The following is a 26,936-nucleotide window of genomic DNA, read 5'->3' on the forward strand; positions in this document are numbered from 1 at the left end:
AAATGCCTTTCCCAGCTATCGTCCTTCAGAACAGACCATTTCACGAGAAAGCGGCAGTGCTGTGCATTGCTGCTGCAGTCCACTTAGGCTCAGCTGGCATGGTAAATGCGCGACTGGTCACAGAAGAACTCATGCTGCCCATCGCTCACTTTGGAACAGCAGTGAGTGCCGGTTCGGCTTCCTCAGACATGACCGACCATTGTCAGGAAATTTATGACGAGTTTCGTGGAACGGCAGTGTTCGTAGATTATGAAATCGACACCAGCTCAACCTACGCCTTTGCTGAAATAGCAGTGGCAGGGGAAGTCATCAAAATGACAGCCCACCCGATCAAAGCGCACTACAAATTCTTCAGCAACAAACTACCCGACCATCTCTCAAGCCTTGGCGCTCAAGCCGTGATCTTTCGGATCAACAATAAGTTCAAACAGCCATCCGTAGAAATCCGCTTCAGCAACAACAACCGCTACGAATGCCACCTCATCGCCTCATCCCCAAAATAAAAAAGGGCCAGAGATCACCATCCCCGGCCCCATAATTCTCAAAGACACAAAAGCTTAGAACGCTACACGGATCTTGGAGGAAACCGCAAAGTTCCAGGAGGAGTCGTATTCGTAGTCGGTGTTAACTTCTGAAGGTGTACCACTTGTTGTTCTGGTGATGTCGTATGAGCCTTCACCAGCTGTTTTGTAAATCGCCTTACCACCAAGAGTGAACTTGAGGTTCTCAGTAAGGTCATATGAACCACCGAGACCTACTGCATAGTAATCGGAATAAGGGCCACCAATACCTTTGTCCCAGGTCAGATTACCACCAACACTCAACTTATCTGTAAGTTGGTGACCAACACCAGCCTCAATAATCCAGCCGTCTTTATAGTTCAAAGAACGAACCAGATTGGATGGAGCTCTTGGATCAGCACTATCCAAGTTCACAGCAAGTTCGTTCAGGACACTCCAGTCGGTCCATTTAACACCGAGAGACACAAGCCAGCCTGGTGCCACACCAGTCTGAATTTTCGCTTCAATGGATTGCGGGAGCGTTGCGCTAGCAGCTGCATCAGCATTGACCGGCCCACCGGCTGCTGCCGGAAGAGAAACAACAAAATCGCCATTGAGATCCAAATCTATCTCGGACTCATAGGACACTAATGCGCGAAGAGCAATCTCTGGCACTTCAAATGCCGCACCCAAACGGAAACCATACTCACGTTCAGTTTCAACGTTCACAGCAACACCTGCTGCACCAAATGGCGGAGGCGTTGAAGGTGGGACGATCAGCGTGTTAGATAGCTGTTCATAATCAACAGTCACGGAACGAACACCGCCGAAAACGCGAACAAATTTACCCTCAGAAACTTCGTGCTTGTAGCTCAACATCGCATCAATACCGAGAGCATCAGCATTAGTTTCACCGATAGCGTATTGACCACTCCAATCAAAGCCCGGCTGCTCGCTAATCACATATGGCTGATTGATGCGTGCGAAAAGATCAAGATTATCGGTAAGCCCAAACTTTACAGAACCAGAGTTAAACCAAACATTTGGCGCAATATCATCAGCGCTATCATCACCTGGGTTTGCAGCAATACCCACAATTGGCGAACCATTCACTGTTGTATTTGCATTTTTGAAATCAACATTACGATTGGCTAATGTCGACTGAACCTCAAACGCGAAACGCTCTTTCGCAAACAACAGATCGTAATCTGCAATACCTTCGCTCGACCAGCCGCCAGCAAATGCAGCAGCAGGAATCATGGATACCGCGCAGCCCAGAACGGTTGTCTGAGCCAATGTCTTGAGAACACGCATGCCCTCTCCCCCTTATGTTTCCCCGTACACAGTGTTTAAAACACTGATTTTAGGTTCATTCAGTTAGGAGCACTTGCTTAAGATACGGAAATTGCAACGCGTTTCACCCCAATGCGATAATCGCGCAATCCGCACTTAACGAGCATCAACGTGCCTCGCGCCAGTGCAATCCCACCAATTTGCAGAGCAAACTGATATAGTTCTGACTGCATGCATAACGCATCGGGAGAAATAATCACCCCTCCCATAGTATAAATACTACGCCATTTCGCTTGGGTAAGCTTTTCTAGACTTTAATATAACCTAAGGTAAATTAGAATGTTATATTTACTAGTCTCAAACACAGGCCAGTTAATCGTAAAGAGAGACCAAGCATTAGACGATAGTCAAACTTACCTATACGTAAATTACTTAAGAGTTTTGGGATAGGTTTTCCAACAATCCAACATGCTCATTTCTCCACAAAACTGTTGCACAAACAGCACAAATTGAGCTGCATCTTGCACAAATCACGCACAATAAGGGATTACCCTCAAATCGCAGTATGAGCACCTAAAACAAAAAAGCCGGAGACAATGCCTCCGGCTTTGTATTTGAGTTTTTTGAACTTACTTAGAACGCTATGCGCAACTTTGTATTCAGCGCATAATTCCAAGAAGAGTCATATTCATATTCGTTGGTTGCACCTGACGCGAGATTGTTCGCATCACCAGCGCCAGACGTTTTGTAAATCGCCGCACCACCCACAATGACTTTAACCTTGTCATTCAGAGCATAAGAACCACCAAGACCAAATGCGTAAGTGTCAGAATAGCTTCCACCAACACCTCTGTCCCACTGAACGGAGCTTCCCAAACTCAACTTGTCATTAAGTTTATGGCCAACACCAGCCTTAACAGTCCAGCCGTCCTTAAAGTTCAGCACGCGATTTGTTGTTTTACTTCCGCTAGCATTCGTAACAACAAGGCGATCAATAACGGACCAGTCCATCCATTTAACACCAAACGTTGCTAACCACCCTGGCGCAATACCTGATTGAACATTTAACTCGACAGACTGAGGCAACGTTAGAGAGGAATAAGCTTCTCCTGGGATCGTGGTAGTACCTCCCCCGGCACCGGGCAAAAGAGGAACACTATTAACATAAGAGTCTCCCTCTAAATCCATCGAGATTTCAGAATCATAGACTAAGCTTGCTCTTAAAGCGTAAGCAGGGATCTCATAGGCGACACCTGCACGCCAGCCCCATGCCATACCTTTCGACTTGAGCTCAGCTCCAGATACATAGTCAGCTGAGGTATCAATATTATGCAATCCATCCAAAGGCCCTCCAGCGACAGCTCCAGCAAGAACAGCGCCATAAACCATACCATCTGATTGGTAGGTCAGATCCAAAGCCTTTACACCTGCGATGGCGCGAACGGAACGCCCTTCTCCCATTTGAAATTTATAGGAACAGGTCGCATCAAGCCCTAAAGTGTTTGCGTTAGTCTCAAACCCTGCATATCGACCAGCCCACGCAGGATCCATCTCTTCTGTAATGCGAAACGGATTGTAGGCACGTCCAAGACAATCAAAGTTCTCCAAGACAGTTGCTTTAACACCAATTTGGTAGTTCCAAATATTAGGTGTGACTCTTTGAGTTGATGAGTTGGCAGGAAGAACCGAACCTACCGGGATACCGGTTTGCGCAGATGCGCTCTTCACCTTGTAATCAACATTCCGGTCCAAATAAGTCGTACCACCTTCAACCACGAACTTTTCTGGCGCAAACAGCAGGTCAAGGGACCCAACTCCCATCGTATCCCACGCACCCGCAAAGGCGGCACTTGATCCGGCCAGCACAAAGCAGCCTGCTGCAAGGCCTCGGCCTGCATTCTTCAAAACCCGCATTCTCTTCCCCCATACTCGTGAGCTTCCGGTAATTCCCCAAAACCGGTCTCACTCCTGAAGGGATGCGAAGATATGTCGTGAAAGAAGAGCTCACCTCATGGAGGTGACGCTATGTTTAAAACATTATTTGAGCATAGATTACGACTATACTTCCCCCACAAGCACGAAAATCCCAACATCACTTCATAATAACTGCGTATATTTACCAAGTGGTATATTATCCGTACATTTAGCGTGGTCAATACCATCTATCTGTAGTTTTGAGTATTTTTCTTCTGAAGGTAACTTTATGTCAGCTGCATAATTGAGCAAACTATGACTTACTCATGGAGACGACATCTCGGGTCAGATTGTAAAAATCTCATTCAATTCCAAAGCTTACGTATAGGTAACAGCGCAAAAGCGCGACCTTTTAGGAAAGGAAGAGCTCATGAATGCCCCCTTGAGATTTCAGCGACCAGAAAATGTATATTTTTTCAGAGGAATAGCTGCGCACCAGAATAGTTGATGCCCAACTCTCCGAAATTTCAGAGAGCTCTGCCTGACTGATTCACAGGCAGGTCGGCTAAATCAGCTTAACGCGGGCATATCTTCCTTGAAGCAGGGGGATAAAATCATATCGCAAAGGGATGCCGAACTTACCGGCGCAGACACACCTGAAAGACCTGCTGCGCGATTTCACGCACATCCGCATCATTCGGTCTTGTCAGCAAGTCCTCCCACATGCCTCGCTCTTTTATTTCAGAGGAGGTACACCGACACGCCTGCTCACACTGCCTGGCATCCACGGTCTGACTGCACGCCATCACGCAAGATTGCTGAAAGCTTCTGACCTGAACATCGCCACTGGTACCAATCACCCCAGCAGTCACGCCAGCCCAAACGATCCCGAACAGGACTGGCTGGTGCAGAAGGTAGGTCGCAAGGGAATGTCGACCGAACCACGCAAAACAACGCGAAATAACGCTCGGAAACGCAGAACCGCGCAAAAACCGCAAAAGATTATAGCGATGCAGGATATCCCCGCACCCGACACCCAAAAGCACTGGCCCAAACCAAGGAATAAGCGGCACATAATCAACGGAAACTTCAGGCAAGGAGTTGAGCCCAAGCCAGAAAAACTGCCGGTATGGCAGCACATAATCCCCGAGCCAATGGTAGAGAAGGATCACCCCTGCTCCACATAGCAACGCAAACACGTAATGAACACGCAAAAACGGCAGGGCAAGTAGGCTCGACACCACGATGGAATGTAAAATTCCAAACCGAACCCATTGATCCTGAAAGATAAAATAAGTCGCAACAGAAACCGCAATTGCAGCAATTGCGACCTTGACCTCCCGGCGCCAGAAACTCTCCCAGCGAATACCACTTTTATGCGCCAGCACCAGACTGAACCCAACCAGAAACAGAAAACTGCCCGCAATCAATTGCGCAAACAACCGCCACCCCGCAGAGCCGGACACATCCCAGTCAACAACTCCAAACCATGAAAGATCCCAGGAGAAGTGGTAGATTGCCATTGTCAGGAGTGCGAGGCCGCGGGCGACATCCGCGAGGATAAGTCTTCCAGTCAATGGGTTTTGCTGCACTTTATTCCCCTATCCGGAACATGTTCGCACGGTTCACACCGCTACAAACGCGATCAATTTTTTCAATCTACATAAACCAACTCACCAACACAGAAAATCTCTCTGGTCCCTAAAACGAGGGAAACCCTGTATAATTAGCGGAGTAAAATAGCCAATAGGCTCCAGAATGTCTTGTAACAACAAAAGCTTGGCTCATCGCAATGGTCGCATTTACGATCTCCTCCTGTTCATCATCGCCATTTTGATTGTGTCTGTCGCCTTCATCCTGCGCCCTCATCAGGTGGAAATTAAAAGAACATCTCAATGCGGAGAAGCCTCCTGGTATGCCCTCACGTCTCAAACGGCGAGCGGGGAAATGATGGATCCGGCCAAGCTCACAGCAGCTCACCTAACACTGCCAATGGGCACAAGAGTTCTTGTAACCAACTTGTCAAACGGCAAATCTCTGACAGTACGGATAAATGATCGCGGCCCATATGCTCAAAACCGCTTGATTGATCTTTCCAAAGCAGCAGCCTCGGAACTGGGCTTTATTCAAAGCGGCGTCACACACGTACGCATTTCAGTTGCCAATGAATTTAAGAAATACCTGAATGGGCATAATTGTAAAAAATAGCACCATACTTATTGTAGAAAGCAAAAATTCATATCTGAATAGATTTTTAGGACAATTCATCTAGACATAAAGCAATCAAAACCAACAGCAATTAATAGTGCAGAGTTCGATTGCTATGACATTACACAAAAAAGTAAGTGCATTCATTCTAGCAACAGCCATAATATTATCTTCACCTGACTTATTGCTAAGTTCAGCACAGGCGAATGTTCCGCTTAAGGTTCCCGCTGGCAATCGCCTTCAAAGCCAGCCAACCATCCCCAGCGCATCCGCAACACGCACCAAAGCCTTTAATCGAACCTATGAAAAAAAGTTCCAGCGCATTCTCAAAGTGCTTAAACGAGAAGGCCGCCTGATCAAGAACATCAAGAAGGTCGCCAGTCTGTACAACATAGACCCGGTCCACATTCTGGGAGCGATCGTCGGAGAGCATACCTACAATTATGATAGCCTCGACAGCGCTCAGGGCTATTACATGAAGGCTCTGCAATACGCGCGAATTCCTATTTCTTTCCAACATGATGGCGAGAAAGTCTGGAGTTTTGTAAAGCGCCCGCAATTCAACACATGCCGCCGCCAGGAAACCAGCAACAGCCGCTGGAGATGTTATGAACTCATTTGGAACACAAGGTTTATGGGCAAAACAATCAGCGCGGTCCGCTACCCGCGAGAACCTTTTCACAGGGCCTTTTTCAGACCAATGTTCGCAGGTCAAAGCTTCGGTCTAGGTCAGATAACGCCGCTCACAGCCCTAAAGATGAATGACATGGTCAGCAGCATCAGCGGCCTGCCAAAACTCAGCTCAAAAGATGCCTCAGGCCTTTATAAAACGGTGATGGACCCAAACAAATCAATCCACTACACCGCAGCAGTGCTAAGAGATGCCATCAACGCCTACAAGAAGGTCGCTAACGTCGATATCTCTGAAAATCCAGGCATCACGTCGACCCTGTATAATCTCGGAAACCCTTGGGAACGCGCCATTTCCTATAGGAACAAGCGCAGAATAACACCAGCACATTTGCCGCGAGAAAATTACTACGGCTGGCTCATCAACGAGCGCATCGACGAACTCCAGGCAATCCTTCGATAAGAAAGGGGAGCTCAAACTCCCCTTCACGCACTCAGATAGCCATCGGCTATTTCAGATATGGATTGTTCAGCCTTTCGTGGCCGAGCGAAGAAGCTGGCCCATGCCCCGGCAGGAACGTAATGTCATCGCCTAGCGGCAAAAGCTTTTCTTTGATTGAGGCGATAAGCGTATCGTGATCACCACCCGGAAGATCAGTTCGCCCAATCGACCCTGCAAACAACACATCACCCGAAATCGCCAGTTTCAGATCCTTGTTGTAAAACACAACGTGCCCCGGCGCATGGCCTGGGCAGTGTAGAACCTGAAATTCAGCACCCGCAGCCGTGACCACATCACCCTCAACAAGCCATTGATCTGGCTCTACTTTTCTGACCGCGTCCAAACCAAATTGCTTGGCCTGATCTTCAACACGATCAATCAGTGGGCGATCATCTTCATGAGGGCCAATCACTTTAACATCCAGCGTCTCTGCCAGTTCAGCAGCACCGCCGATATGGTCGATATGCCCATGAGTGATGAGGATATGCTCTACAGTCACATCCAGCTCTTTAAGCGCAGCAAGAATGTGATCCACATCCCCACCCGGATCAACAACAACAGCTTTGCGCGTATTCTTGTTCCACACGATGCTACAGTTCTGCTGGAAGGCAGTGACCGGAACAACAGTTATCTGAATTCCCGTCAGATCTGCTTTATTGCTGGCATCACTCATAAGTGCTTCATCTCCAAATTCCGAATTCTTCGCACCATACAGTAATCAGATATGCCGGGCTACTCTCAGCCTCTTTTGAAACCAGCTAATATTACGGCTTTCAAATACAACCTCAAAACTAAGTCCAAACGAATACCATTTAAAATTGCAGTCACAGTCAAACATGCAAATATCATTTGTCTTCGCAAAAATATTCGATCTTTTAGATGTAAACAATAGGGTTTTATCCTCCCATTTCTGGATACACCCCCAATTTCATAGGGTTTTACCTCCGCCTTCCCTAGGAAAAGCTTGCCCTATTACCAAACTGAACCCTATTATATGCCGCGCATACGTAAAGACTGCCTATGTTGAACTGGCCACTATTATTACCCGGCCAAGCAATTAGGAAGTGTTTGCGATGCAAGGCAGGTAGGAGCTCTTAACCAAAGCCCCACTAAGACATTTGATTATTACTTTGTGTGTTTTCGGACGGGCAATTGGCTTTGAGAAAGCGAGTACATGCGGATACTGGCAGGTTTAAATCCGCAGGAAAGGCGATATTGTAATGCATAATGGGAATTCGGGTCGTCGTCCACGCAGCAAGCGAGGCGGCAAGCGCGAATTTGGGGATTCGCAGAATTTCGGCCCGGAGTTTGGGGCACCAGCATATTTTCCAGGAGATTCCGAGCGCGGCGCCTACGCGCCTCCTGTGGTGGAAAATGAACGCAGAGGTCCCTACGGTAACCGCAGTCCGGGAGGATACGGCGGAGACCGGAACAACGACTATCGCGCGAGCGGGCATGGCGACAATGACCGTGGCGGCGGGTACGGCAACCGTGGTGGAGGCGCCGGAGGCGGTGGCTTCCGGGACGGACCAAACGGTGGTGGAGGCGGAAGACGCAGCTACCCACCAGTTGAACGGGGACCTCGCCAGTCTGGCACTGTCAAGTTCTTCAAGCTGGATAAGGGCTTCGGCTTCATCACACCAGATGATGGCGAAAGCGATGTATTCGTCCATATCTCAGCTGTTGAGCGCTCCGGTCTGACGACGCTTGATAGCGGGCAGCGGATTTCCTTTGAGACTGAACCTGATCGCCGGGGCAAAGGTCCAAAGGCAGTTGAACTGCGACTGGAAGACGGGACTGCAGCTTCATCTGAACCAGCTGAAGCTCAGCCAGAGATGCGCGACGACTTTGACAGCATGGGCCAGGACTAACCATTCTGGACTTGCACTGTTGATTTACTAAAGGCAGCACTTTGCTGCCTTTAGTTTTGCGCTCACGAGAATGCTTTGCGCCTTGTGTCCCTGCCCACCATCAGACTATAAGGCCGACAACAAACCTATTAACAAGAGCGCCTCTAGAGAACTCCACCCTGGCAGCAGCGCGCGATAAAGGCCAACAGGCGCCCACCATGAACTATCGGCACATTTACCACGCAGGCAACATTGGCGATGTACTCAAACATATCGTCCTCGCCAACATCTTGAAGTACCTCCAGAAAAAAGATGGAGCCTACAGAGTACTGGACACGCATGCCGGAGTTGGCCTGTATGATCTGACCTCTGAAGAGGCCCAGAAAACCGGAGAGTGGCAGCAAGGCGTCGGCAAAGTGCTGGAAAATCTTGGCGATGCGCCAGGTCCTGTGAAGGAAGTTCTCGCTCCCTGGCTGGAGACCGTCGAGACTCTCAACCCGGGTGGCGGCGTAAAATTTTACCCTGGCTCCCCTGAAATTGCCTGTATGCTCGCCAGAAAACAGGATCGTCTAACGCTCACAGAACTTCATCCAGAAGATTTTGAAGAGCTGAAGAACAATTACGGCGGGGACAAAAAGGTCAAGGTGATTGCACTGGATGCCTGGCTCGCATTGGGTAGCTTCCTCCCCCCAAAAGAAAGACGCGGTGTCGTCCTGATCGATCCGGCCTTCGAAGTGGAAGATGAATTCGCACGCGTTGCAGATGGTGTTATCCGCGGTTGGAAGAGATGGCCAACCGGAACATTTGCCATTTGGTATCCAGTCAAAAACTTCAGTGCAGTTCGACAACTCATTGCTACACTTGACGAAGCTGGCGTCCGCAACACGATGAAGATCGAATTGTCGGCAGGTAAAGTCAGTAAGGACGCACCAATGAAGGCCAGCGGGATGATGGTCATCAATCCTCCTTGGACACTCACAAAAGACATGAACACCGCTCTGCCATGGCTCTGCAAAACTCTGACGCAAGGCATCAACCCGTCATGGAACGTGGAACAGGTTATTCCTGAGTAACCCCTCAGAACCTTTGATTGACCCAAAACAGCAAATCACTGATTGCTAGAAGCGCAGGGCCAAAGCTCATGCGCTTTTAGTATCTCGTCGCGCCTCACAAAGAGGCTGGTGCATAAACGCTTCCTGCAAGCAGCTGTCCGCTGCTTCAGACCAGCCAGCCTTTCCGTGGAGAGTGTTAATGCGCGCGAGATCAATCCTAACCCTATTGACTGCAACTGTACTGAGTGTTGCCACCGGAACAACGTTTGCTGCTGATCTGGTTCCTCCGGGGAGTTATGACACAACCATCCCGCAGATAGACGAAGAAGATTTCATCGATCCAAATGAGAAAGTCTATTTCGGTTGGTCCGGCGACTATCTGCCAGCCTGTGACTCAGGCAAGGCGCAAAGAGCCGTCGCACGGCAAATCGCACGTGCTGTTCCAAGTTATTATGACGGATTAGAGATCAAGCTGATCGAAGAAATTCGCGAGTCAGATTTCACAATCAGGCGCCCAAGTCCAGTGGGTCGCCGCTATTGTAATGGCGTCGCAACGCTGACCGACGACACCCGCCACCGCATCTATTATGCACTGGTGCAGTATGATGGCTTCCTTGGCCTTTCATGGGGTGTCAGAGCTTGCCTTGATGGCCTCGATAAATTCAGGGTCTATGACGGTGAATGCCGGACAGTTCGACCAGAGCAGGAAATCATCCCTCGCTAACACAGCACCTTGCTACATCATGCCTCGTAGGACTGATCGCACTTGAGACTTATATTATATCTCAGCACAGTCCTACGGGTTCACAATTGATGAAATACTATCTCGCCTACGCCAGTCATGATGGCCAGACTAAAAAAATAATTGGCAAGATCTCAGAGTTTCTTGAAAAGAATGGAGAAAAGATCGTCTTTCTCCCTCTTATAACAGGGATGGAACAGCTCCCACCTGATCTGAAGAACAATCGAATTCTCATTGGATCCCCTATCCGCTATGGCTTCCACTTACGCCCGGTTCGCCAGTTTATCAGCCGCAATTTAGCCGAGTTAAATCAGGCACATACAGCTTTCTTTTCAGTCAACCTTACGGCCAGAAAGCCGGAGAAGAGCACCCCTCAAACCAACGCATACCTCAGGAAATACTTAGAGAAATCGAAGTTTGAGCCAAAGAAGGCCGCCGTCTTCGCAGGTGCTCTCAACTACCCTGACTACAAGCCGTGGGATCGAGTGATGATCCAGCTCATCATGAAGATGACCAATGGCCCGACAGATCCCAAACTCACTGTCGAATTTACCGATTGGAATGCTGTCGAGCATTTTGCGAAGGAACTCACCCAGTAGCCGCAAGCTCTGACACAATCAAATCGAAGTCCCTTGCATTATTGGAAGAAACACGGATATCGTGCAGACCACTCAATTCTCCTAGAGCGTATCACCGAATGCACCTCCGGGTTTCGGATAAGGATGCGCGCTGCAACAAGATCTAGTGTTTTACAGGTGGCTGCCATGCAAACTCTCCGTTCCTCCAGCGCTTCTCCATTTGGTCGCAAAATCAAGCTCGCACTGTACGTGCTAGGCTTCGCAGACAAAGTGAATGTTGAAGTTGCACAGACACTCGATCCCAGTGACACTCTCCGCCAGCAAAACCCACTCGGCAAAATCCCGTGTCTTGTCCTTGAAGACGGCAACGTACTCTACGACAACCGCGTCATCACTGAATATCTGGACTATACAGCTGGCGGCGAAAAGCTGCTTCCAGCAGGTGCTGAACGATTTGAAATTCTGACCAAACAAGCTCTTGCAGATGGTATCTGTGATGCAGCAATCCAGATCGTTTATGAAAGCCGTATGCGTCCGGAAGAAAAGAAACATCAGGACTGGGTGGATTACCAGCAGGCCAAGGTTGATCGCGCACTGACAGCCTTCGAAAACAACCCTCTGCCAAAGGTCCAGCATAATTCTCCGGATGCAGCTCAGATCGCACTCGCATGTGCTCTTGGATATCTTGATCTTCGTTTCGCAGGTGAATGGCGTAAATCCTATCCAACACTCGTTGCATGGCTGGATGACTTCGCTTCTAGCGTACCTTCATTCGACAAAACCAAAGCTGAGCCGGGAGCTTAGGCAGAATGGTCATACTCCGCACGTCACCAACCTCCCCCTATGGACGCAAAGCGCGTATCGCCGCTGCTGTTCTGGGGCTTCAGGAACAGGTGAAAGTCGATTGGGCTGACACAAGAGCATCCGAAGGCTCTTTGTACGAGCAAAACCCGCTTGCAAAAGTCCCAACACTTCTGCTGGAAAACGGCGATATCGTCTACGACAGCCGCGTCGCATTGGAACTGCTCGACACTCTGGCTGGCGGGGGCAAAATCATCCCGGCAGACGACACCCGCATCTCAGTCCTGACAAAACAAGCAATGGCAGATGGCATCACTGATGCCGCCATTCAGGCTCAGATTGAAACAAGGAACCACCCGGCAGAGCACTGGAACCGGACCTGGATCGACCGTCAGCAAGGAAAAGTTGATCGCACATTGAAAGCCTTCAATGACCATCCTTTGCCAACTCCAACCGAAACCAACGGCATTCCGGACTGTGCCCAGATCGCACTTGCTTGCTCATTAGGTTATCTCGACTTACGCGCAAATGGGGATTGGCGGCAGAACAACCCGAAACTGGTTCACTGGCATGATGCTTTTGTTGCTCAGGTTCCCGCCTACAACGAAACGCAGGCACCAGAAATGCTTGAGAGAAGCTAAAAACGAAAAAGGCGCATGCCGGAAGCATGCGCCTTTAAAGCAGAAAATCAGTTCAATTAGAACTTCATGGAAACGCCTGCGCGTACCAGATTTTCATCAATCTTAGTTTTCTCAGTGTTGCCACCGAAGTCAAACTTCTGATCGCCGAAATCCTGATACAGGTATTCAAGGCGAGCAGTCAGAGTGTCGGTTACTGCGTGTTCAACACCAGCACCTACAACGTAACCAATAGCGGTTTTCTCATCTTTGCCAGAAGCGGATTTTGCAGTCAGGTCTTTGAATGCAGCACCACCTGTACCGTATACAAGCGTACGGTCGAGAGCGTAACCTGCACGAGCGCGAACGGTTGCATTCCAGTCGGACTGCAGCTCTACGCCAGCGCTTTTCTCTTCAAGGTCGTTGTACTGAATGTCAGCTTCAGCACCCAGGACAACACTTGGAGCAACCATGAAGTTGTAACCGGCATGAACGCCCGCAGTTACACCATTCTGGTCGTCATCCAATGCACCGGATGCACCGCTTTTGCCATCAGCGCCGAGGAATCCCCAACCAGCGTTGGCACCAATGTAAGCACCGGACCAGTCATACGCAGAAAAGGTCGCTGGTGTTTCATAAGAAATTTCTGGCTGACTTGGCTGTACTGGCTGAGGGAGGTCAGCAGCAAGGGAAGTGCCGGCCATCAGACCGAAAGCAATAGCGGTACAAGACGCAATACGCAGCATGTATCATTCTCCAACAAATTATAAACGGAGCGCATGAAACGCATCCGCTGGGGGAAGGCGACCAAATGAGACCGCCCCGGGATGGAGAAAGGTATGATTTGACTTTGTGGCTGGATCTGACACGAATTCTGGTTAATTCAAGGCAAACTACAGAAAGAATATGGCACCTTTGACAACCTATTGTTTACGCTAGGTAATGCATACTATTTGAGTGGCCTTTTTACTATACACAAGCTGTGATCAATTCTACCGACTGAAATTTTTGCAGAGATCTGGTGTCAAAAGTGATCTGAGACACTTCAAGAACGCGCCAAACCTGTCTATATACCCGGTCAGACTCCTGTATGCCCCCTTTGGTGTAGCAAATAACCTTACATAATTGGAATTTCAGCCTATGCTTTTCTCATATGCTGCCCTCCTCGGAGGTCTCGCACTATTGATTTTTGCCGGTGACCTGCTTGTACGCGGCGCGGTGTCAATTGCTCAGGCTCTGGGAATTCCAACTCTCATCATCGGTTTGACCATCGTCGCCTTTGGTACCTCAGCACCAGAACTCTTTATCTCTCTGAAAGCTGCGCTCGACGGTGTCAGCGGCGTTGCAATCGGTAACGTTGTCGGCTCCAACATCGCAAACGTGCTGCTTGTTCTTGGCGTACCTGCCCTGATCGCAACAACACCATGCGATGAGAATGGAGCTCACAGAAACGCTCTATTCATGCTGGTGGTCTCCGTCATCTTCGCAGCACTCTGCTTCATGGGCACGCTCACCCACTATGCAGGTATCGGCCTTCTTGTTCTGCTTCTAATCTTTCTGGGAGATTCAGTACGCGCAACCAAGAAGCATAAGAAAGAGAACGGCTCCTGCTGTGTAACGGCTTCTGATGGAGACGAAGAAGACGATCTTGACGTCGATTCCGTTCCAGAAAACAAAGCAATTGCTGCAGTCTTTCTCGTTCTCGGCCTGATCGGCCTGCCACTTGGGGCACAACTGACCATCTCTGGCGCAACTGATGTGGCATCATCCTGGGGCGTGTCCGATGCTGTCATCGGCCTGACTGTCGTTGCACTTGGCACATCACTGCCAGAGCTTGCAACAACCGTTATGGCAGCCATCCGTCAGCACTCTGCAGTCGCGCTCGGCAATGTCATTGGCTCCAATGTCTTTAATCTGCTGGCGATCATGGGCATCACGGTTACAATCATCCCAATCCCGATCCCAGAACAGATCCTCGTCTTCGACATCTGGGTCATGCTAGCCTGTGCTGTACTGCTGTATATCTTTGCCGCCAAGCGTCTGTGCCTGGGCAAAGCATGGGGCATATTCCTTAGCGTTGCCTATGTCGCTTACATCTACGGCGTATTTGCTCTGGATTTCGTCTAGGACACACAACTAAAACACTTCTGAGAGACCGCACCTGCCGTTGAATCGGATAAGGTGCGTTTCCATATTTTATTTCAGCATACACCGAGAGTAATTGGATCATGGCTAAAGACACATCTGACATGCCTGCTCAAGCAGAAGACAATGTCGATGTGCCCCAAAGCAATCCAGACATCCAGTTTGAAAGCAACGCCGCCCCGCGCAAACCTGGCGTAAAGGGTGTTGAAGTCATTGCAGACTTCGTAAAACGCTTGCCCCTTGGCCCCGGCGTCTACCGCATGTTTGATGAGGACGGCGAAGTCCTCTATGTGGGCAAAGCTCGGTCACTGAAGAAGCGCGTCACAAGTTACACTCGGCTTCAGGGCCAGTCCAACCGCATCATGCGGATGATCATGGCAACTGCTGCGATGGAGTTCGTTGAAACCCGCACAGAACCAGAAGCCTTGCTGCTGGAAGCAAACCTCATCAAGCGTTTGCGCCCTCGCTTCAATGTTCTCCTGCGTGACGACAAGTCCTTTCCATACATCCTGATCAGTGCCGACCATGAAGCCCCTGCCCTGATCAAACACCGCGGTGCTCGGGCCCGCAAAGGCGATTACTTCGGACCATTTGCATCCGCTGGCGCTGTCAATGACACCATCAACGCCATGCAAAAGGCGTTTCTCATCCGCAACTGCTCCGACAGCTACTATTCCAATCGCTCACGCCCTTGCCTGCTTTACCAAATCAAGCGTTGTGCAGCCCCCTGCACTGGTGAGATCTCCATTGAGGACTACAAAGGACTTGTCGCTGAAGCAAAATCCTTCCTCTCAGGCAAAAGCCAGCTCATCAAACAAGACCTGGCGGTCGCTATGGAAAAAGCTTCAGATAACCTCGACTTTGAACAGGCGGCTGTCTATCGCGACCGCATTTCTGCACTGTCCCATGTCCAGAGCCATCAGGGCATCAATCCGCAGAGTATTGAAGAAGCAGATGTTTTCGCCACCTATCAGGAAGGCGGCCAGACATGCGTACAAGTCTTCTTCTTTCGCACAGGACAAAACTGGGGCAACCGCGCATACTTCCCTAAAGCGGATAAAAGCTACGAACCCTCGGAAATTCTGGAGAGCTTCCTCTCCCAGTTCTACGAGGATAAACCACCACCACGAATGGTCTTGCTCTCTCATGAATTGGAAGAGCAAGAACTACTGGCAGAAGCCCTCTCTGCAAGGGCCAATCGCAAGGTCGAAGTTGCAATACCAAAGCGCGGCGAAAAACGCGAATTGGTGGAGCATGCGCTCACCAATGCCAAGGGCGCTCTTGGCCGTAGGCTTGCTGAGACATCCAGCCAGCTGAAGCTCTTGAAGGGTGTTGCAGAAGCCTTTGACCTGGACCGTACACCACGTCGCATCGATGTTTTCGATAACTCCCACATCTCAGGCACCAATGCTGTTGGCGGAATGATTGTTGCGGGCTCAGATGGTTTTGCAAAAGGCCAGTACAGAAAGTTCAACATCAAGTCGGAAGACCTGATCCCGGGCGACGACTACGGAATGATGCGAGAAGTGCTCTCACGCCGTTTCGCCCGCCTGATGAAGGAGAACCCGGAAGGTTACGAGCAAGCTGCCCGTTTCACTGCACAATCAAAAACTGAGCAAAAAGCCGGTGAAGAAGAGCAGGATGTTGCACCATCCAATGCTGACATCCCTGCATGGCCTGATTTGGTGCTCATCGATGGCGGTAAAGGTCAGCTCAGCGCCGTCCGCGAAACACTCGAAGAGATGGGCATCACGGACATCCCATTGGTCGGCATCGCAAAAGGTCCTGATCGCGATGCAGGACGCGAGAAGTTCTTCGTCACAGGCAAACAAAGTTTCATGTTACCTGAACGTGATCCGGTCCTGTACTTTGTGCAACGCATGCGAGATGAGGCACACCGGTTCGCGATCGGCTCCCATAGAGCCCGCCGCAAGAAGGCAATCGTCGCAAATCCACTGGATGAAATTGCAGGTATTGGTCCGACAAGAAAGCGCGTTCTACTTCGTCACTTCGGCACTGCAAAAGCAGTTTCAAAAGCTGGCATCGAAGATCTGCGAGCTGTTTCAGGAATCTCCGAAAGCATTGCAAAACTGATCTACAACCACTTCCACGAATAATCACGGGATAACGCATTGTTTTCACAAATAGAAAACGACTATACGCTATTCTCATCGAAACTTAGCAACCAAAGGTGAGAGCAGTGCGTTCAGACAGGGTATTATCAAAGAAAAAACCCAATACCCCGATCTTGCTTCATCTGGTGCGCGCAGGAACACTTGCGGTCACCTTCTTGCTCCTCGCCTCTTTATTCGCTCCCGGAAACCTGTTGAGCGAGGCGGTAGCTTTCTTCATCCCTCAGCTTATCGCAGTAGGTTTTGTCGGTCTCCTTCTCTGGCTCGTACTGGCCAGAAAGCTGCACTGGCTCCATTTACTCTGTCTCTTAGGATTGATCATCTCTAGCTTCTGGATGGTCACCAGCATCCGTCTCGTCACTCAACCTGTCGCAATTCTGGATAACCACCCCAAAAGCAAGACGTTCAACGTCATGAGCCTCAATCTCCTGCATATGCAGTTCGAGAAGGAGGCCTTGCAAGAGCTGATTGAAAAACGTCAACCAGACCTGATTGTGTTCCAGGAAACCGCAAGCGCAACTCCCCGTCTGAAAACATTCCTTACAGAGAATTATCAATACGCTATCCTGCCCCCAGCAAAGCGCGACACTGATCTCACAGTCTTCAGCAAATTTCCGCTAAAGAACTCAAAACGAGTCCATATACCTGGCCTTGGGCAAAACGGGTACATCCCGCGCGAGTTCCTGAGCGCAAATGTCGATATCAACGGCACCCTGATCCAGCTCTATGCAATCCACCCGGCAAGTCCACGCAGTCAACGTCGCCTGGACGGACGGACGACCTACATGAATTTCGTGTCAAATTACATCCGGGAACAGCGGACAGATTCACCCATTATGGTTTTAGGGGACTGGAACACCCCTGTCTGGTCAGATACCTTTCAGAAACTGCTTTCAGATTTGAAGCTGAAAACAACGTTCACCAGCCTCATTCCGCAGACAACTCGATATTTTATCAATCCATTTCTTGGAAAAGTGTTGGGATCAAAAGTCGATCACATCACCTCTTCTGAAGAAATTATAATCAAAGACCTCATAATTGACGAAGATGTCGGCTCAGACCATTTTCCAATCTTCGCGACACTTCACATATTACCCTAAAGTAAGCATATAATAACTTTATAGGGATCGGTCCGGAGGGAAATTTGGAATGCCACGAGAATTGCTTATATCCTTCGATGCAGACCAAACCCTCTTTGATTTTCAACGAATTCTGGACGAAGCCCTCATCACCACTGCAAGTTTTTTAAGCCATTACTCCGACAAACCCATCACGCCCAAACGCCTCAAAAAAATACATAAATCCCTCGTTGAAGACGCAGACCCCAACAATATTCGCTATCTGGAAATTCGAAGAGCTTCATTTGAACAAGCTCTTAATCCACTGAGTAATGCTAAGGAGTTGTCTGAGCAGGCGCTGGAGATTTTCAAAAAAGTCCGCTTCGGGGACCCTTACTTTTACCCTCATGTCAAAGAAACGCTCGCGACGCTGAAGCGAAACTACAAGACAGCACTCATCACCAACGGCAACTCCTGCCCCAAAAGCGCAGGCATCGCCCACCTCTTCGATTTCGTGGTGATGGCAGAAGAGTACCCATACAAAAAACCGGATCCCCGTCTCTTTGATGCCATGCTTTCAATGGCTGGTATGAGCCCCGACAAACTCATTCACGTTGGCGACTCTTTGGAACACGACATCGCAGGCGCAAACAATATCGGCGCCACTTCTGTCTGGTTTAACCCTCTGCAGCATGCCAATCGATCCCCTGTTCTTCCGGATCATTCCATAGCCTGCATGCGTGAATTACCAAGTTTGGTCGCTGGATACGCCTCACGCTAAAAGTTTGCCGTGGAACCTTGTGAGTAACCTCCCAGGGTTCTGGCCTCTCTCACGAATCCATGTATGAAGACCTAATCAGATTGAACGCGATGAGGCGCGCCGCGCCGCGAAGGGCCAATGGCAAAACTATATTTCAATTTCTCCGCAATGAATGCTGGTAAATCCACTCTGCTGCTGCAGGCCTCCTATAACTATCAGGAGCGCGGCATGCGCAGTTTGCTGTTCACAGCAGCTCTCGACAATCGCACCAAGATCGGAGAAATTTCATCGCGTATAGGTTTGAAATCAGACGCCCTCATCTACGACACAAAGCTTGATCTGTTCGCTTGTATTGAGGAACAACTCAAAGAGCACCAGTTCAACGCGGTCTTCATTGATGAAGCACAATTCCTGACAGAAGAACAGGTCTGGCAGCTGGCCCATGTTGCGGACCATCTTCGTATTCCTGTAATGGCTTACGGTTTGAGAACTGACTTTCAGGGCAAGATGTTTCCAGGCAGCGCCGCACTCCTCGCCATTGCAGATATCCTCCGCGAAGTGAGAACCATCTGCTGGTGCGGATCCAAAGCAACAATGGTGGCCCGCGTGGACGAAAGCGGAAACATTGTCGAAGAAGGCGATCAGGTTGTCATTGGCGGTGAGGAATCCTACATCTCACTTTGCAGAAAACACTGGTCCATGCGCAAACTTGGAGAACCTAACGGTGAAAACAAGGATGCACTCGCCGACATGATGTGCGAACCTGTAGACCAATAAAACTACGTTTAGTCTGGGAGAATAAACATGGGCTTTTTCTCAAATCTGTTTGGCGGCAACAAAGACGAGAAATCAACGCCAGCTGCGAAGGCAGAAGAATTTGAAGGCTACCTGATTTACTCTGAACCTTCTCGCCGTGGTGGACAGTGGCAAACTGCGGGTCGCATCACCAAACAATTTGATGAAGAGACCAAAGAGCATACCTTTATCCGCGCAGACACACATGGCTCTGAGGATGAAGCAAAAGAGTTCTCTTCACGCAAGGCAAAGCAGATCATTAAGGAAATGGGTGACGGGATGTTTACATAATCCCGTATACTCCCCCGAAGTCCTGCACAAATAAGCGTGCTACAATTGACAGGACGCACTTGGATGTGCACACCCTGCGTATGAGCGCTTGTTAGCCGCGTAAACTTGAAGGTTCATATGTCCCGTAAGCTTATATTTTCGCTTCCAAATATTCTTACTTACGGCCGTATTGCTGCTGTGCCAGCTCTGGCTGTGTGTTTCTATTTCCCAACCCACACCGCCCGTTGGATTGCATTGAGTATCTTCTTCATAGCTGCAATCACAGATTTCTTTGACGGCTACCTCGCCAGAATTTGGCAGCAACAGTCCGCTCTTGGTCGCATGCTGGACCCAATTGCCGACAAACTTCTTGTTTCTGTTTGTCTCCTAATATTGGCATGGGATCAGACAATCGGAAACTGGTCCATCTTTGCTGCCATCATCATTCTTTGCCGAGAAATTCTTGTTTCTGGCCTGCGTGAGTTCCTTGCTGAGCTTCGAGTTTCAGTCCCTGTTACCAAACTGGCTAAATGGAAAACCACTGTCCAGCTCGTTGCCTTGGGCTTTTTGCTCGCAGGTGATGCTGGAGATGTTGTTTTCCCCTACACCACATCAACTGGTATAGTGCTACTTTGGGTCGCAGCGATTTTAACCCTATATACGGGGTATGACTACTTCCGCGCCGGAATTGGCCATCTGATTGAAGACTAATTCCTGTAAAAGACAAGGCTTCCACAAAAAGGAAGCCATACAATACCGGGGCTCAATCTCATGAAAATTCGTTACTTCGCTTGGCTGCGTGAGCGCACTGGAACCTCTGAGGAAATCATTGAGCTTCCAGAAACTGTTAAAACCGCAGGCGAATTGATGAGTTGGCTCGCAGCTCGTGATGAAGGCTATGCATTTGCCTTCGAACAACCAGAAACCATTCGCATTGCAGTCAATCAGGAACACGTGGAAGAAGATCACGTTTTGTCTGGAACTGAAGAAGTTGCATTCTTCCCGCCAATGACAGGTGGTTGAGGAACACCTTCCCTCCAGCATATCTCAAAGTCTGCGAGTACCATGTCAAACAGCACCACCACAGAATTTACAGTCCGCGTTCAAGCTGAAGATTTTGACGTTTTAGCAGAAACCGAAATCCTCGCCAAAGGCCGCAAAGATGTCGGAGCTATCGTTACCTTCACTGGCCTATGCCGGGATGAGGGCGGTACGCTTGAGGCGCTAGAACTGGAACATTATCCAGGCATGGCCGAAGCCCAAATCTCAAAGTTTGCGCAGCAAGCCGTTGAACGTTGGCCTCTGACAGGCCTCACGATCATTCACCGTTTTGGCAAAATTCCTCCAGGCGACAACATTGTTTTGGTCATAGCAACCAGCTCTCATCGTCGAGCCGCCTTCGAAGCTTCTGACTTTCTAATGGACTTCCTGAAAACGCAGGCACCATTTTGGAAGAAAGAGCATCTCAAAGAGGCATCCGAGGGAACTTGGGTCGAGGCTAAAGCAATTGATGATGCCGATGCAGCGCGCTGGGACGAGCAGAAAACCAAATAGCTCCAGCATTCCATAAACATGCAGCACGCAACAATGAACTGGCACTTGCCTTGACATAGCCATGTTTGCCAGTTCAAATAGAAGCTAATTTGAGTTTATTAGGTCGCAATCGCGACCTCTTACCTTTTTTGCACCCAACAAACAGGTCTCTGATGTCTGCAGTTTCTGATCTGCAGCATGAGCGAGCACCTCATCCTGGGCTTTCCTTATGGGAAATTGTCAGCCTTGTTGCAGCGCTTATGGCGCTGAACGCGGTTGCGACGTCAATGATGCTCCCGGCTCTTCCGGCCATGAGCGCTGCATTGTCCGTCGCCGACAATGATCGCCAATTGGTGATCACAGCCTACATGCTTGGTCTCGCTTTTGCTTCTCTCTTTTTCGGTCCGCTTTCGGATACGATTGGTCGCCGAACCACGTTGCTGATCGGCCTCAGCCTGTACATCATTGGCGGAGTGTATTCGACATTCGCTGTAAGCTATGAGCACATGCTCGCAGCTCGAGCCCTTCAGGGTATAGGAGCTGCCGCGCCGCGCGTTGCGTCTATTTCTATGATCCGGGACTGGTACAGCGGTCGTCAAATGGGCAAAGTGATGTCCCTGGTCATGGTGGCTTTCCAGATTGCCCCCGTGATTGCTCCATTTCTCGGACAGATCGTCTTGTGGGTCGCTCCTTGGCAAGGCGTGTTCGCTGCCCTAACTCTGTTTGGAGTGCTCCTGTTGGTCTGGTGTTCGATGCGCCTTCCTGAGAGCCTCGACCCCGTGAATCAGCGCCCGTTGGAATTACGTTCTGTCCTCAGTGCATATCGGTTAGCCCTCACCACTCGTGTGACTGTTGGCTACATGATGGCCATGACATTCATCTTTGCCTGCCTGTTCGCATTCATCAATTCTGCACAGCAAGTCTTCATGGAACGCTTTGCGCTCGCTGACCTGTTCCCAATCGTGTTTGCAGCAATCTCAATCGCAATGGCCCTTTCCTCCTACCTGAATTCACAAATGGTGGAGAAGTATGGCCTCAGAAAAATGTCGCATATGGCATTACTTGGCTTTACCGCAACTTCTGTTTTGACAGCAGCAATTGCCTACAGTGGTAATCTGACCATCGTGACATTCATAGCAATTCAATCACTGGCAATGTTCTTCTTCGGCTTCATCGGCCCGAACTTCAACACCATGGCAATGGAACCATTGGGGCGCGTTGCAGGCGCTGGCTCGGCAATGATAGGCTTCATCACCACATTGATCGGAGCCCTGCTCGGTGCTGGCATTGGCAAGCTGTACAATGGGACCGAACTGCCCCTCGTCTATGGTGTCGCCTTGTTCTCGATCCTTGGCTTGATCTGCGTGCTGATCACAGAAAACGGCAAACTCTTCAAACCGCAGCACGAACAACAGCTCGCAACCGAATAAAACGAGAAAGCCCGCCACTCAGTCAGAGCAGCGGGCTTTGAATTTTCATGCGGCGAAGAAATCAGCTTGCAACAAGCAACTCTTCTTTCGCAGGCTGTACAGCAGCCATGTAATCCTCGATCATCAGCTTCGTAATATCACCCGGAACAAAACTGTGCGGTCCGATTTCAGAAACCGGTGTCACTTCAGCAGCAGACCCAGTCAGGAAGCACTGTTCAAAGCCTTCCATCTCTTCAGGCATGATACGACGTTCAATCACTTCGATACCACGAGCACGTGCCAGATCAATCACAGTACGGCGTGTGATACCATCAAGGAAACAATCTGCAATCGGCGTATGGATTGTTCCATCTTTGATAAAGAATACGTTGGCACCAGTCGCTTCAGCAACGCGGCCCTGCCAGTCCAGCATCAAAGCATCGGAATACCCTTTTGCTTCTGCTGCATGCTTGGAGATTGTGCAGATCATGTACAAACCAGCTGCCTTCGACTTGAACGGCGCAGTCTTTGGATCAGGGCGACGATATTCTGCCAGATCCAGACGAATACCCTTCAAGCGCTCTTCTGGAGAGAAGTAGCTTGGCCACTCCCAGGCAGCAATCGCCAGATGGATGGTGTTGGACTGAGCTGAAATGCCCATCATCTCACTGCCGCGCCAGGCAACCGGACGCAGGTAAGCGTCTGTCAGGTTGTTCTCAGTCAGCATCTGTTTACACGCACCGTTAATCTGCTCTTCGCTCCACGGAATAGTGAAGCCCAGAACCTCTGCAGAAGCATGTAAGCGCTTGGTGTGTTCTTCCAGCTTGAAGATCTCGCCGCCATAGGCGCGTTGACCTTCGAACACACTGCTTCCGTAGTGCAATCCATGCGTGAGCACGTGCACCTTGGCCTCTGACCACGGAACAATTTTTCCATCCAACCAGATTGAGCCTTCTAGTTGATCAAAGGGTATACCCGCCATTTCTCTTCTCCATATGGCGAACAATTCACGGTGCAGGCAAGGCAAGGACTTGCCAGTCAAGGTGTGTTCTAGCTAAATCAATGAGTTTATAAAGGATAGGTATACAGAGCAGCCGTATTACAACTACAGATGATCAATACCTACCCACGACGTAAAACCGTTGAAGAAATAAATTTTTCAACTATTGCGCACATGCGACGTGTTGAGTTCTTTCCTTTCTTCAGCGATGAGTAACTTGTAACTATCATTCTGAAATAAGTCAACATGACTGACGTATTTTTTGTGAGATTAAAAAATAGGCAGTTATCCGGGACAGGAAATGAATAAAAAAGACAGCGATTCACCACGGTTTGACCTTATTGAACTGTTTTTCTTCGCTTATCGCGATTTTACGGGTGATCCGGATGTGCTTCTCGATGAGCTGGGTTTTGGTCGTGCCCATCACCGTGTTCTTCATTTTGTGCACAGAAACCCCGGAATCAGAGTCTCTGACCTGCTCGACATTTTAAAAATCACGAAGCAAAGTTTAGGACGTGTTTTGAAACAGTTGGTGGATGATGACTTCATTTGTCAGGAACCAGGAGCGTTGGACCGCCGTCAGCGCCTGCTATATACCACTGAAAAAGGTACAGAATTTTGTGCCCGACTATCCAAACTCCAGTCCCAACGTATTAATAAGGCGATCTCCATGATGCCAGATGGCAGTGATGAGATTGTCCGCCAGTTTTTATATCTTATGATTGATGAGAATGATCGCAGCGAAGTTGCCCGTCTCATCACCAAACAAACAGATTGAGGAATTACCGTGGCCCGCTCTGCTCTTCTGGAAGATGATGCACCTCACATTCTCCTGATTGATGATGACAGCCGTATCCGCGACCTGCTCCAAAGGTTTCTCGGAGAAAGCGGCTTTCGGGTAACCGTCGCAAGAGACGCAGTAGAAGCCCGCCGCAGATTATCCGGCCTGGAGTTCGACCTACTCATTTTGGACGTCATGATGCCAGGCGAAAGCGGAATTGAGCTCGCAAAAGACCTGCGCCGTTCCAAAGCTGTCCCCATCCTCATGCTCACAGCCCGCTCCGATATTGAAGATCGGATTGAAGGACTGGAAGCTGGCGTCGACGATTATGTTTCAAAACCGTTTGAACCACGCGAATTACTCCTTAGAATTTCCGCCATTCTCCGCAGAGGTGGCCCAAAGCCAAAAATGAAACTCGAAGTATTGGCGTTCGGCCCGTTTCAATACAATGCAGAACGCGGTGAACTAAAACGCAATGACGAACATGTCCGTCTGACTGATCGGGAAAAACAAATCCTCAACACCTTCGCGGAGAAGCCTGGTCAAACTGTAGCACGAACTGACCTTGTCGGAGCAGATGCTGCACTTGGCGAGCGCACAATCGACGTTCAGGTGAACCGCTTGAGAAGAAAGATTGAGGAAGACCCCGGCAATCCCCTATACCTGCAGACCGTGCGTGGGATAGGTTATCGGCTTATTACCAACTAGCTGCCATTATAGCAGCCAGCGCACAGGCGAGCAGCGAGAGGACAATGGGCTTATCAGACCGGTTCACACTTCCACAATGGATCAGAACGCTTTTAAAGCCCTACTTCGCGGTGACCAGCTGGCTGCATTATCGGCTTCCGAAGGGCCTTTATGTCCGTGCTCTGCTGATCATCGTTATCCCCTTCCTGATCCTGCAATCAGTCCTCGCTTTCGTTTTCATGGAGCGCCACTACGATCTCGTAACCAAGCGCTTGTCTGAAGCCGTAGTCCGACAGATTGCAGCTGTTGTCGATATGACAGAAACCTACAATCACGACGACAATTACGCGACACTGAAGCAAATCAGTGCTGGAGCTCTGGGCCTGTCTGTAACAGTGCTACCCAAAGAGCCGCTCCCGCCACCAAAACCGAAGCCACTCTTTGACTTGGTGGATCGGTATATGACCCGTGAGATTGCTGCGCGCATTGGCAAGCCGTTTTGGATTGATACCGTTGGAGCTTCGAAATATGTCGAAATCCGCATTCAGCTGGAAAACAAAACACTCCGTATCATTGCCCGTCGCAGCCAGACATATGCGTCGAACTCACACATCTTCATCGTCTGGATGGTCGCCACCTCTCTGGTCCTGATTATCATCGCAGTCTTGTTCCTCAGAAATCAGATCCGGCCAATCGAGCAACTGGCAGATGCTGCTGAGGAATTCGGCAAAGGCCGGCAAGTCTCCAACTTCCGCCCACATGGCGCTCGTGAAGTCCGCCGTGCCGCTCTTGCTTTCGTGGACATGCGCCGCAGAATTGAGCGCCATGTTGATCAGCGCACGACCATGCTTGCAGGCGTCAGCCATGACTTGCGAACCATCCTCACGCGGTTCCGGCTTGAGCTTGCCCTGCTTCCTCAGTCCCCTGAGGCGGATGCTCTGCGTAAAGACGTCGACGAAATGAACCGCATGCTGGAGGACTACCTTTCCTTCTCCAAAGGCTATGGTGACGAGCCGCCTGCTCCGGTTGATATCTCGCTCATGCTGGAGGATCTGGAGGTCGAAGCAGAGGTTGTTGGCGCTGACGTTGCATCCTCCTTCGACGGAGATCCCCTTGTCATCGTCAAAGGCCGAGCCTTCCGGCGCTGTCTTCTGAACGTGATTTCCAATGCCGCGCGCTATGGCAAGACGCTGCGCATCAAGGGCAATCGAACACCTGACTGGCTGATTATCACCGTTGATGATGATGGCCCGGGCATTCCGCGTGAAGAACGAGAGAACGTCTTCCGTCCCTTCCACAGGCTAGACACGGCCCGTAATCAGGACAGCGGTGGCTCAGGCCTCGGCCTGGCGATTGCAAGGGATATTGTAAGAAGTCATGGGGGTGAAATCTTCTTGCGCCAGTCTCCACTGGGCGGCCTGCGCGTTCGCATTCGCATTCCGATCTAGCTCACAGTGTTGCACAAACACCAATAGCACCACATGGCAATCCATGCAGTGTTGAACCAGAATTCCCGGAAGTCGGGATGAGCAAGGCGGCAGGCAATACCTGCGCTATTTGTTAGTAATGAGTCTTCGGCATCAGCTACACGCCTTGCCCGGGCTTTTTATAATGAACAACGTCGCCTCTTTTGCCTATAAGGCACGATAGCCGGTTTCCCAGAAAGAAAGTGGCTTATC

The 26,936-nt window shown here is 49.9% G+C and carries 29 protein-coding genes; 22 read left to right on the forward strand and 7 right to left on the reverse strand.

Translation table 11 applies throughout. The annotated features are described in order from the left end of the window. Positions 1 to 2 precede the first annotated feature (2 nt). A complete protein-coding gene (locus PsAD5_RS24070) occupies positions 3 to 503 on the forward strand; it encodes a hypothetical protein (protein ID WP_063293961.1) in 501 nt (166 codons plus the stop codon). A gap of 54 nt (positions 504 to 557) precedes the next feature. On the opposite strand, the gene PsAD5_RS24075 is transcribed toward PsAD5_RS24070, so the two are convergent. From PsAD5_RS24075 to PsAD5_RS24085, 4 genes are all read right to left on the reverse strand, one after another. Further along, positions 558 to 1,814, reverse strand: a complete 1,257-nt coding sequence (locus tag PsAD5_RS24075) for an OmpP1/FadL family transporter (protein WP_063293962.1) — start codon at positions 1,812 to 1,814, stop codon at positions 558 to 560. Positions 1,815 to 1,891: 77 nt separating this feature from the next. Further along, positions 1,892 to 2,026, reverse strand: coding sequence for a hypothetical protein (locus tag PsAD5_RS28725; protein WP_275078140.1), 135 nt, complete (start codon positions 2,024 to 2,026; stop codon positions 1,892 to 1,894). 400 nt (positions 2,027 to 2,426) lie between these two features. Beyond that, positions 2,427 to 3,707, reverse strand: coding sequence for an OmpP1/FadL family transporter (locus PsAD5_RS24080; RefSeq protein WP_063293963.1), 1,281 nt, complete (start codon positions 3,705 to 3,707; stop codon positions 2,427 to 2,429). A 638-nt stretch (positions 3,708 to 4,345) separates the two neighbouring features. Next, complete coding sequence (locus PsAD5_RS24085; RefSeq protein WP_063293964.1) at positions 4,346 to 5,299, reverse strand: heparan-alpha-glucosaminide N-acetyltransferase; 954 nt, start codon at positions 5,297 to 5,299, stop codon at positions 4,346 to 4,348. 244 nt (positions 5,300 to 5,543) lie between these two features. Between PsAD5_RS24085 and PsAD5_RS24090 the strand changes: the two genes are divergently transcribed. Both PsAD5_RS24090 and PsAD5_RS24095 read left to right on the forward strand, forming a co-directional pair. Next, the gene (locus PsAD5_RS24090) at positions 5,544 to 5,915 is read left to right on the forward strand and encodes a septal ring lytic transglycosylase RlpA family protein (RefSeq protein ID WP_244272115.1); all 372 of its coding nucleotides are present in this window, start codon (positions 5,544 to 5,546) and stop codon (positions 5,913 to 5,915) included. A gap of 115 nt (positions 5,916 to 6,030) precedes the next feature. Beyond that, positions 6,031 to 7,008: a DUF1402 family protein gene (locus tag PsAD5_RS24095; RefSeq protein ID WP_063293965.1), complete on the forward strand. Its 978-nt coding sequence runs from the start codon at positions 6,031 to 6,033 to the stop codon at positions 7,006 to 7,008. A 46-nt stretch (positions 7,009 to 7,054) separates the two neighbouring features. On the opposite strand, the gene PsAD5_RS24100 is transcribed toward PsAD5_RS24095, so the two are convergent. After that, positions 7,055 to 7,720: an MBL fold metallo-hydrolase gene (locus PsAD5_RS24100; RefSeq protein WP_063293966.1), complete on the reverse strand. Its 666-nt coding sequence runs from the start codon at positions 7,718 to 7,720 to the stop codon at positions 7,055 to 7,057. Between the two features lie 547 nt (positions 7,721 to 8,267). Here PsAD5_RS24100 and PsAD5_RS28730 point away from each other — a divergent pair. From PsAD5_RS28730 to PsAD5_RS24130, 6 genes are all read left to right on the forward strand, one after another. Then, entirely contained in the window at positions 8,268 to 8,918 is a 651-nt protein-coding gene (locus tag PsAD5_RS28730) for a cold-shock protein (RefSeq protein WP_057461149.1), read from the forward strand. Between the two features lie 197 nt (positions 8,919 to 9,115). Beyond that, the gene (locus tag PsAD5_RS24110; RefSeq protein ID WP_063293967.1) at positions 9,116 to 9,970 is read left to right on the forward strand and encodes a 23S rRNA (adenine(2030)-N(6))-methyltransferase RlmJ; all 855 of its coding nucleotides are present in this window, start codon (positions 9,116 to 9,118) and stop codon (positions 9,968 to 9,970) included. Positions 9,971 to 10,148: 178 nt separating this feature from the next. Further along, entirely contained in the window at positions 10,149 to 10,673 is a 525-nt protein-coding gene (locus tag PsAD5_RS28395; protein WP_208980535.1) for a hypothetical protein, read from the forward strand. Between the two features lie 89 nt (positions 10,674 to 10,762). After that, complete coding sequence (gene hemG, locus PsAD5_RS24120; RefSeq protein ID WP_063290017.1) at positions 10,763 to 11,290, forward strand: menaquinone-dependent protoporphyrinogen IX dehydrogenase; 528 nt, start codon at positions 10,763 to 10,765, stop codon at positions 11,288 to 11,290. A gap of 165 nt (positions 11,291 to 11,455) precedes the next feature. Then, the gene (locus tag PsAD5_RS24125) at positions 11,456 to 12,073 is read left to right on the forward strand and encodes a glutathione S-transferase family protein (RefSeq protein WP_063294102.1); all 618 of its coding nucleotides are present in this window, start codon (positions 11,456 to 11,458) and stop codon (positions 12,071 to 12,073) included. A 5-nt stretch (positions 12,074 to 12,078) separates the two neighbouring features. Next, complete coding sequence (locus PsAD5_RS24130; protein ID WP_063293968.1) at positions 12,079 to 12,711, forward strand: glutathione S-transferase family protein; 633 nt, start codon at positions 12,079 to 12,081, stop codon at positions 12,709 to 12,711. A 56-nt stretch (positions 12,712 to 12,767) separates the two neighbouring features. Here the strand turns inward: PsAD5_RS24130 and PsAD5_RS24135 are convergent, their stop codons facing one another. Continuing rightward, entirely contained in the window at positions 12,768 to 13,433 is a 666-nt protein-coding gene (locus PsAD5_RS24135; protein ID WP_057461154.1) for an outer membrane protein, read from the reverse strand. 394 nt (positions 13,434 to 13,827) lie between these two features. Between PsAD5_RS24135 and PsAD5_RS24140 the strand changes: the two genes are divergently transcribed. The 10 genes from PsAD5_RS24140 (at position 13,828) to PsAD5_RS24185 (ending at position 22,810) form a co-directional block, all read left to right on the forward strand. After that, positions 13,828 to 14,814 carry a calcium/sodium antiporter gene (locus PsAD5_RS24140; protein ID WP_063293969.1) on the forward strand — a complete coding sequence of 329 codons (987 nt, stop codon included), beginning with the start codon at positions 13,828 to 13,830 and terminating at the stop codon, positions 14,812 to 14,814. Between the two features lie 101 nt (positions 14,815 to 14,915). After that, positions 14,916 to 16,949, forward strand: coding sequence for an excinuclease ABC subunit UvrC (gene uvrC / locus PsAD5_RS24145; RefSeq protein ID WP_063293970.1), 2,034 nt, complete (start codon positions 14,916 to 14,918; stop codon positions 16,947 to 16,949). A gap of 209 nt (positions 16,950 to 17,158) precedes the next feature. Next, the gene (locus PsAD5_RS24150) at positions 17,159 to 18,064 is read left to right on the forward strand and encodes an endonuclease/exonuclease/phosphatase family protein (protein WP_208988797.1); all 906 of its coding nucleotides are present in this window, start codon (positions 17,159 to 17,161) and stop codon (positions 18,062 to 18,064) included. A 49-nt stretch (positions 18,065 to 18,113) separates the two neighbouring features. Beyond that, entirely contained in the window at positions 18,114 to 18,803 is a 690-nt protein-coding gene (locus PsAD5_RS24155) for an HAD family hydrolase (protein WP_063293972.1), read from the forward strand. 117 nt (positions 18,804 to 18,920) lie between these two features. After that, entirely contained in the window at positions 18,921 to 19,559 is a 639-nt protein-coding gene (locus PsAD5_RS24160) for a thymidine kinase (protein ID WP_063293973.1), read from the forward strand. 27 nt (positions 19,560 to 19,586) lie between these two features. Then, positions 19,587 to 19,868: an HlyU family transcriptional regulator gene (locus PsAD5_RS24165; RefSeq protein ID WP_057463578.1), complete on the forward strand. Its 282-nt coding sequence runs from the start codon at positions 19,587 to 19,589 to the stop codon at positions 19,866 to 19,868. Positions 19,869 to 19,985: 117 nt separating this feature from the next. Then, entirely contained in the window at positions 19,986 to 20,558 is a 573-nt protein-coding gene (pgsA, locus tag PsAD5_RS24170; protein ID WP_057463579.1) for a CDP-diacylglycerol--glycerol-3-phosphate 3-phosphatidyltransferase, read from the forward strand. Positions 20,559 to 20,618: 60 nt separating this feature from the next. After that, on the forward strand, positions 20,619 to 20,870 hold the full coding sequence (gene moaD, locus PsAD5_RS24175; protein ID WP_063293974.1) for a molybdopterin converting factor subunit 1: 252 nt from the start codon (positions 20,619 to 20,621) through the stop codon (positions 20,868 to 20,870). A gap of 42 nt (positions 20,871 to 20,912) precedes the next feature. Next, positions 20,913 to 21,401 (forward strand): molybdenum cofactor biosynthesis protein MoaE, encoded by a 489-nt coding sequence (locus tag PsAD5_RS24180; protein WP_063293975.1) that lies wholly within the window; start codon positions 20,913 to 20,915, stop codon positions 21,399 to 21,401. A 152-nt stretch (positions 21,402 to 21,553) separates the two neighbouring features. Further along, complete coding sequence (locus PsAD5_RS24185; protein WP_063293976.1) at positions 21,554 to 22,810, forward strand: multidrug effflux MFS transporter; 1,257 nt, start codon at positions 21,554 to 21,556, stop codon at positions 22,808 to 22,810. Between the two features lie 61 nt (positions 22,811 to 22,871). On the opposite strand, the gene PsAD5_RS24190 is transcribed toward PsAD5_RS24185, so the two are convergent. Beyond that, positions 22,872 to 23,771, reverse strand: coding sequence for a branched-chain amino acid aminotransferase (locus tag PsAD5_RS24190; RefSeq protein ID WP_063293977.1), 900 nt, complete (start codon positions 23,769 to 23,771; stop codon positions 22,872 to 22,874). A 319-nt stretch (positions 23,772 to 24,090) separates the two neighbouring features. Here PsAD5_RS24190 and PsAD5_RS24195 point away from each other — a divergent pair, with 319 nt between their 5' ends. The 3 genes from PsAD5_RS24195 to PsAD5_RS24205 are packed head-to-tail and all read left to right on the forward strand — an operon-like array spanning position 24,091 to position 26,705. Beyond that, positions 24,091 to 24,567, forward strand: a complete 477-nt coding sequence (locus PsAD5_RS24195) for a MarR family winged helix-turn-helix transcriptional regulator (RefSeq protein WP_057463584.1) — start codon at positions 24,091 to 24,093, stop codon at positions 24,565 to 24,567. 9 nt (positions 24,568 to 24,576) lie between these two features. Continuing rightward, positions 24,577 to 25,278 carry a response regulator gene (locus PsAD5_RS24200; protein WP_063293978.1) on the forward strand — a complete coding sequence of 234 codons (702 nt, stop codon included), beginning with the start codon at positions 24,577 to 24,579 and terminating at the stop codon, positions 25,276 to 25,278. A 44-nt stretch (positions 25,279 to 25,322) separates the two neighbouring features. Then, a complete protein-coding gene (locus PsAD5_RS24205; RefSeq protein WP_063290031.1) occupies positions 25,323 to 26,705 on the forward strand; it encodes an ATP-binding protein in 1,383 nt (460 codons plus the stop codon). Positions 26,706 to 26,936 lie beyond the last annotated feature (231 nt).

Origin of the sequence: Pseudovibrio sp. Ad5 (assembly GCF_001623095.1) — a bacterium.
In the GTDB taxonomy this organism is placed as follows: domain Bacteria; phylum Pseudomonadota; class Alphaproteobacteria; order Rhizobiales; family Stappiaceae; genus Pseudovibrio.

Bases quoted from the DNA above. Each gene is read 5' to 3' on its own strand.
- PsAD5_RS24070 (WP_063293961.1), top strand. From the start codon at position 3: ATGCCTTTCCCAGCTATCGTCCTTCAGAACAGACCATTTCACGAGAAA.
- PsAD5_RS24075 (WP_063293962.1), bottom strand. From the start codon at position 1,814: ATGCGTGTTCTCAAGACATTGGCTCAGACAACCGTTCTGGGCTGCGCG.
- PsAD5_RS28725 (WP_275078140.1), bottom strand. From the start codon at position 2,026: ATGCAGTCAGAACTATATCAGTTTGCTCTGCAAATTGGTGGGATTGCA.
- PsAD5_RS24080 (WP_063293963.1), bottom strand. From the start codon at position 3,707: ATGCGGGTTTTGAAGAATGCAGGCCGAGGCCTTGCAGCAGGCTGCTTT.
- PsAD5_RS24095 (WP_063293965.1), top strand. From the start codon at position 6,031: ATGACATTACACAAAAAAGTAAGTGCATTCATTCTAGCAACAGCCATA.
- PsAD5_RS24100 (WP_063293966.1), bottom strand. From the start codon at position 7,720: ATGAGTGATGCCAGCAATAAAGCAGATCTGACGGGAATTCAGATAACT.
- PsAD5_RS28730 (WP_057461149.1), top strand. From the start codon at position 8,268: ATGCATAATGGGAATTCGGGTCGTCGTCCACGCAGCAAGCGAGGCGGC.
- PsAD5_RS24110 (WP_063293967.1), top strand. From the start codon at position 9,116: ATGAACTATCGGCACATTTACCACGCAGGCAACATTGGCGATGTACTC.
- PsAD5_RS28395 (WP_208980535.1), top strand. From the start codon at position 10,149: ATGCGCGCGAGATCAATCCTAACCCTATTGACTGCAACTGTACTGAGT.
- hemG (WP_063290017.1), top strand. From the start codon at position 10,763: ATGAAATACTATCTCGCCTACGCCAGTCATGATGGCCAGACTAAAAAA.
- PsAD5_RS24125 (WP_063294102.1), top strand. From the start codon at position 11,456: ATGCAAACTCTCCGTTCCTCCAGCGCTTCTCCATTTGGTCGCAAAATC.
- PsAD5_RS24130 (WP_063293968.1), top strand. From the start codon at position 12,079: ATGGTCATACTCCGCACGTCACCAACCTCCCCCTATGGACGCAAAGCG.
- PsAD5_RS24135 (WP_057461154.1), bottom strand. From the start codon at position 13,433: ATGCTGCGTATTGCGTCTTGTACCGCTATTGCTTTCGGTCTGATGGCC.
- PsAD5_RS24140 (WP_063293969.1), top strand. From the start codon at position 13,828: ATGCTTTTCTCATATGCTGCCCTCCTCGGAGGTCTCGCACTATTGATT.
- uvrC (WP_063293970.1), top strand. From the start codon at position 14,916: ATGGCTAAAGACACATCTGACATGCCTGCTCAAGCAGAAGACAATGTC.
- PsAD5_RS24155 (WP_063293972.1), top strand. From the start codon at position 18,114: ATGCCACGAGAATTGCTTATATCCTTCGATGCAGACCAAACCCTCTTT.
- PsAD5_RS24160 (WP_063293973.1), top strand. From the start codon at position 18,921: ATGGCAAAACTATATTTCAATTTCTCCGCAATGAATGCTGGTAAATCC.
- PsAD5_RS24165 (WP_057463578.1), top strand. From the start codon at position 19,587: ATGGGCTTTTTCTCAAATCTGTTTGGCGGCAACAAAGACGAGAAATCA.
- pgsA (WP_057463579.1), top strand. From the start codon at position 19,986: ATGTCCCGTAAGCTTATATTTTCGCTTCCAAATATTCTTACTTACGGC.
- moaD (WP_063293974.1), top strand. From the start codon at position 20,619: ATGAAAATTCGTTACTTCGCTTGGCTGCGTGAGCGCACTGGAACCTCT.
- PsAD5_RS24180 (WP_063293975.1), top strand. From the start codon at position 20,913: ATGTCAAACAGCACCACCACAGAATTTACAGTCCGCGTTCAAGCTGAA.
- PsAD5_RS24185 (WP_063293976.1), top strand. From the start codon at position 21,554: ATGTCTGCAGTTTCTGATCTGCAGCATGAGCGAGCACCTCATCCTGGG.
- PsAD5_RS24190 (WP_063293977.1), bottom strand. From the start codon at position 23,771: ATGGCGGGTATACCCTTTGATCAACTAGAAGGCTCAATCTGGTTGGAT.
- PsAD5_RS24195 (WP_057463584.1), top strand. From the start codon at position 24,091: ATGAATAAAAAAGACAGCGATTCACCACGGTTTGACCTTATTGAACTG.
- PsAD5_RS24205 (WP_063290031.1), top strand. From the start codon at position 25,323: ATGGGCTTATCAGACCGGTTCACACTTCCACAATGGATCAGAACGCTT.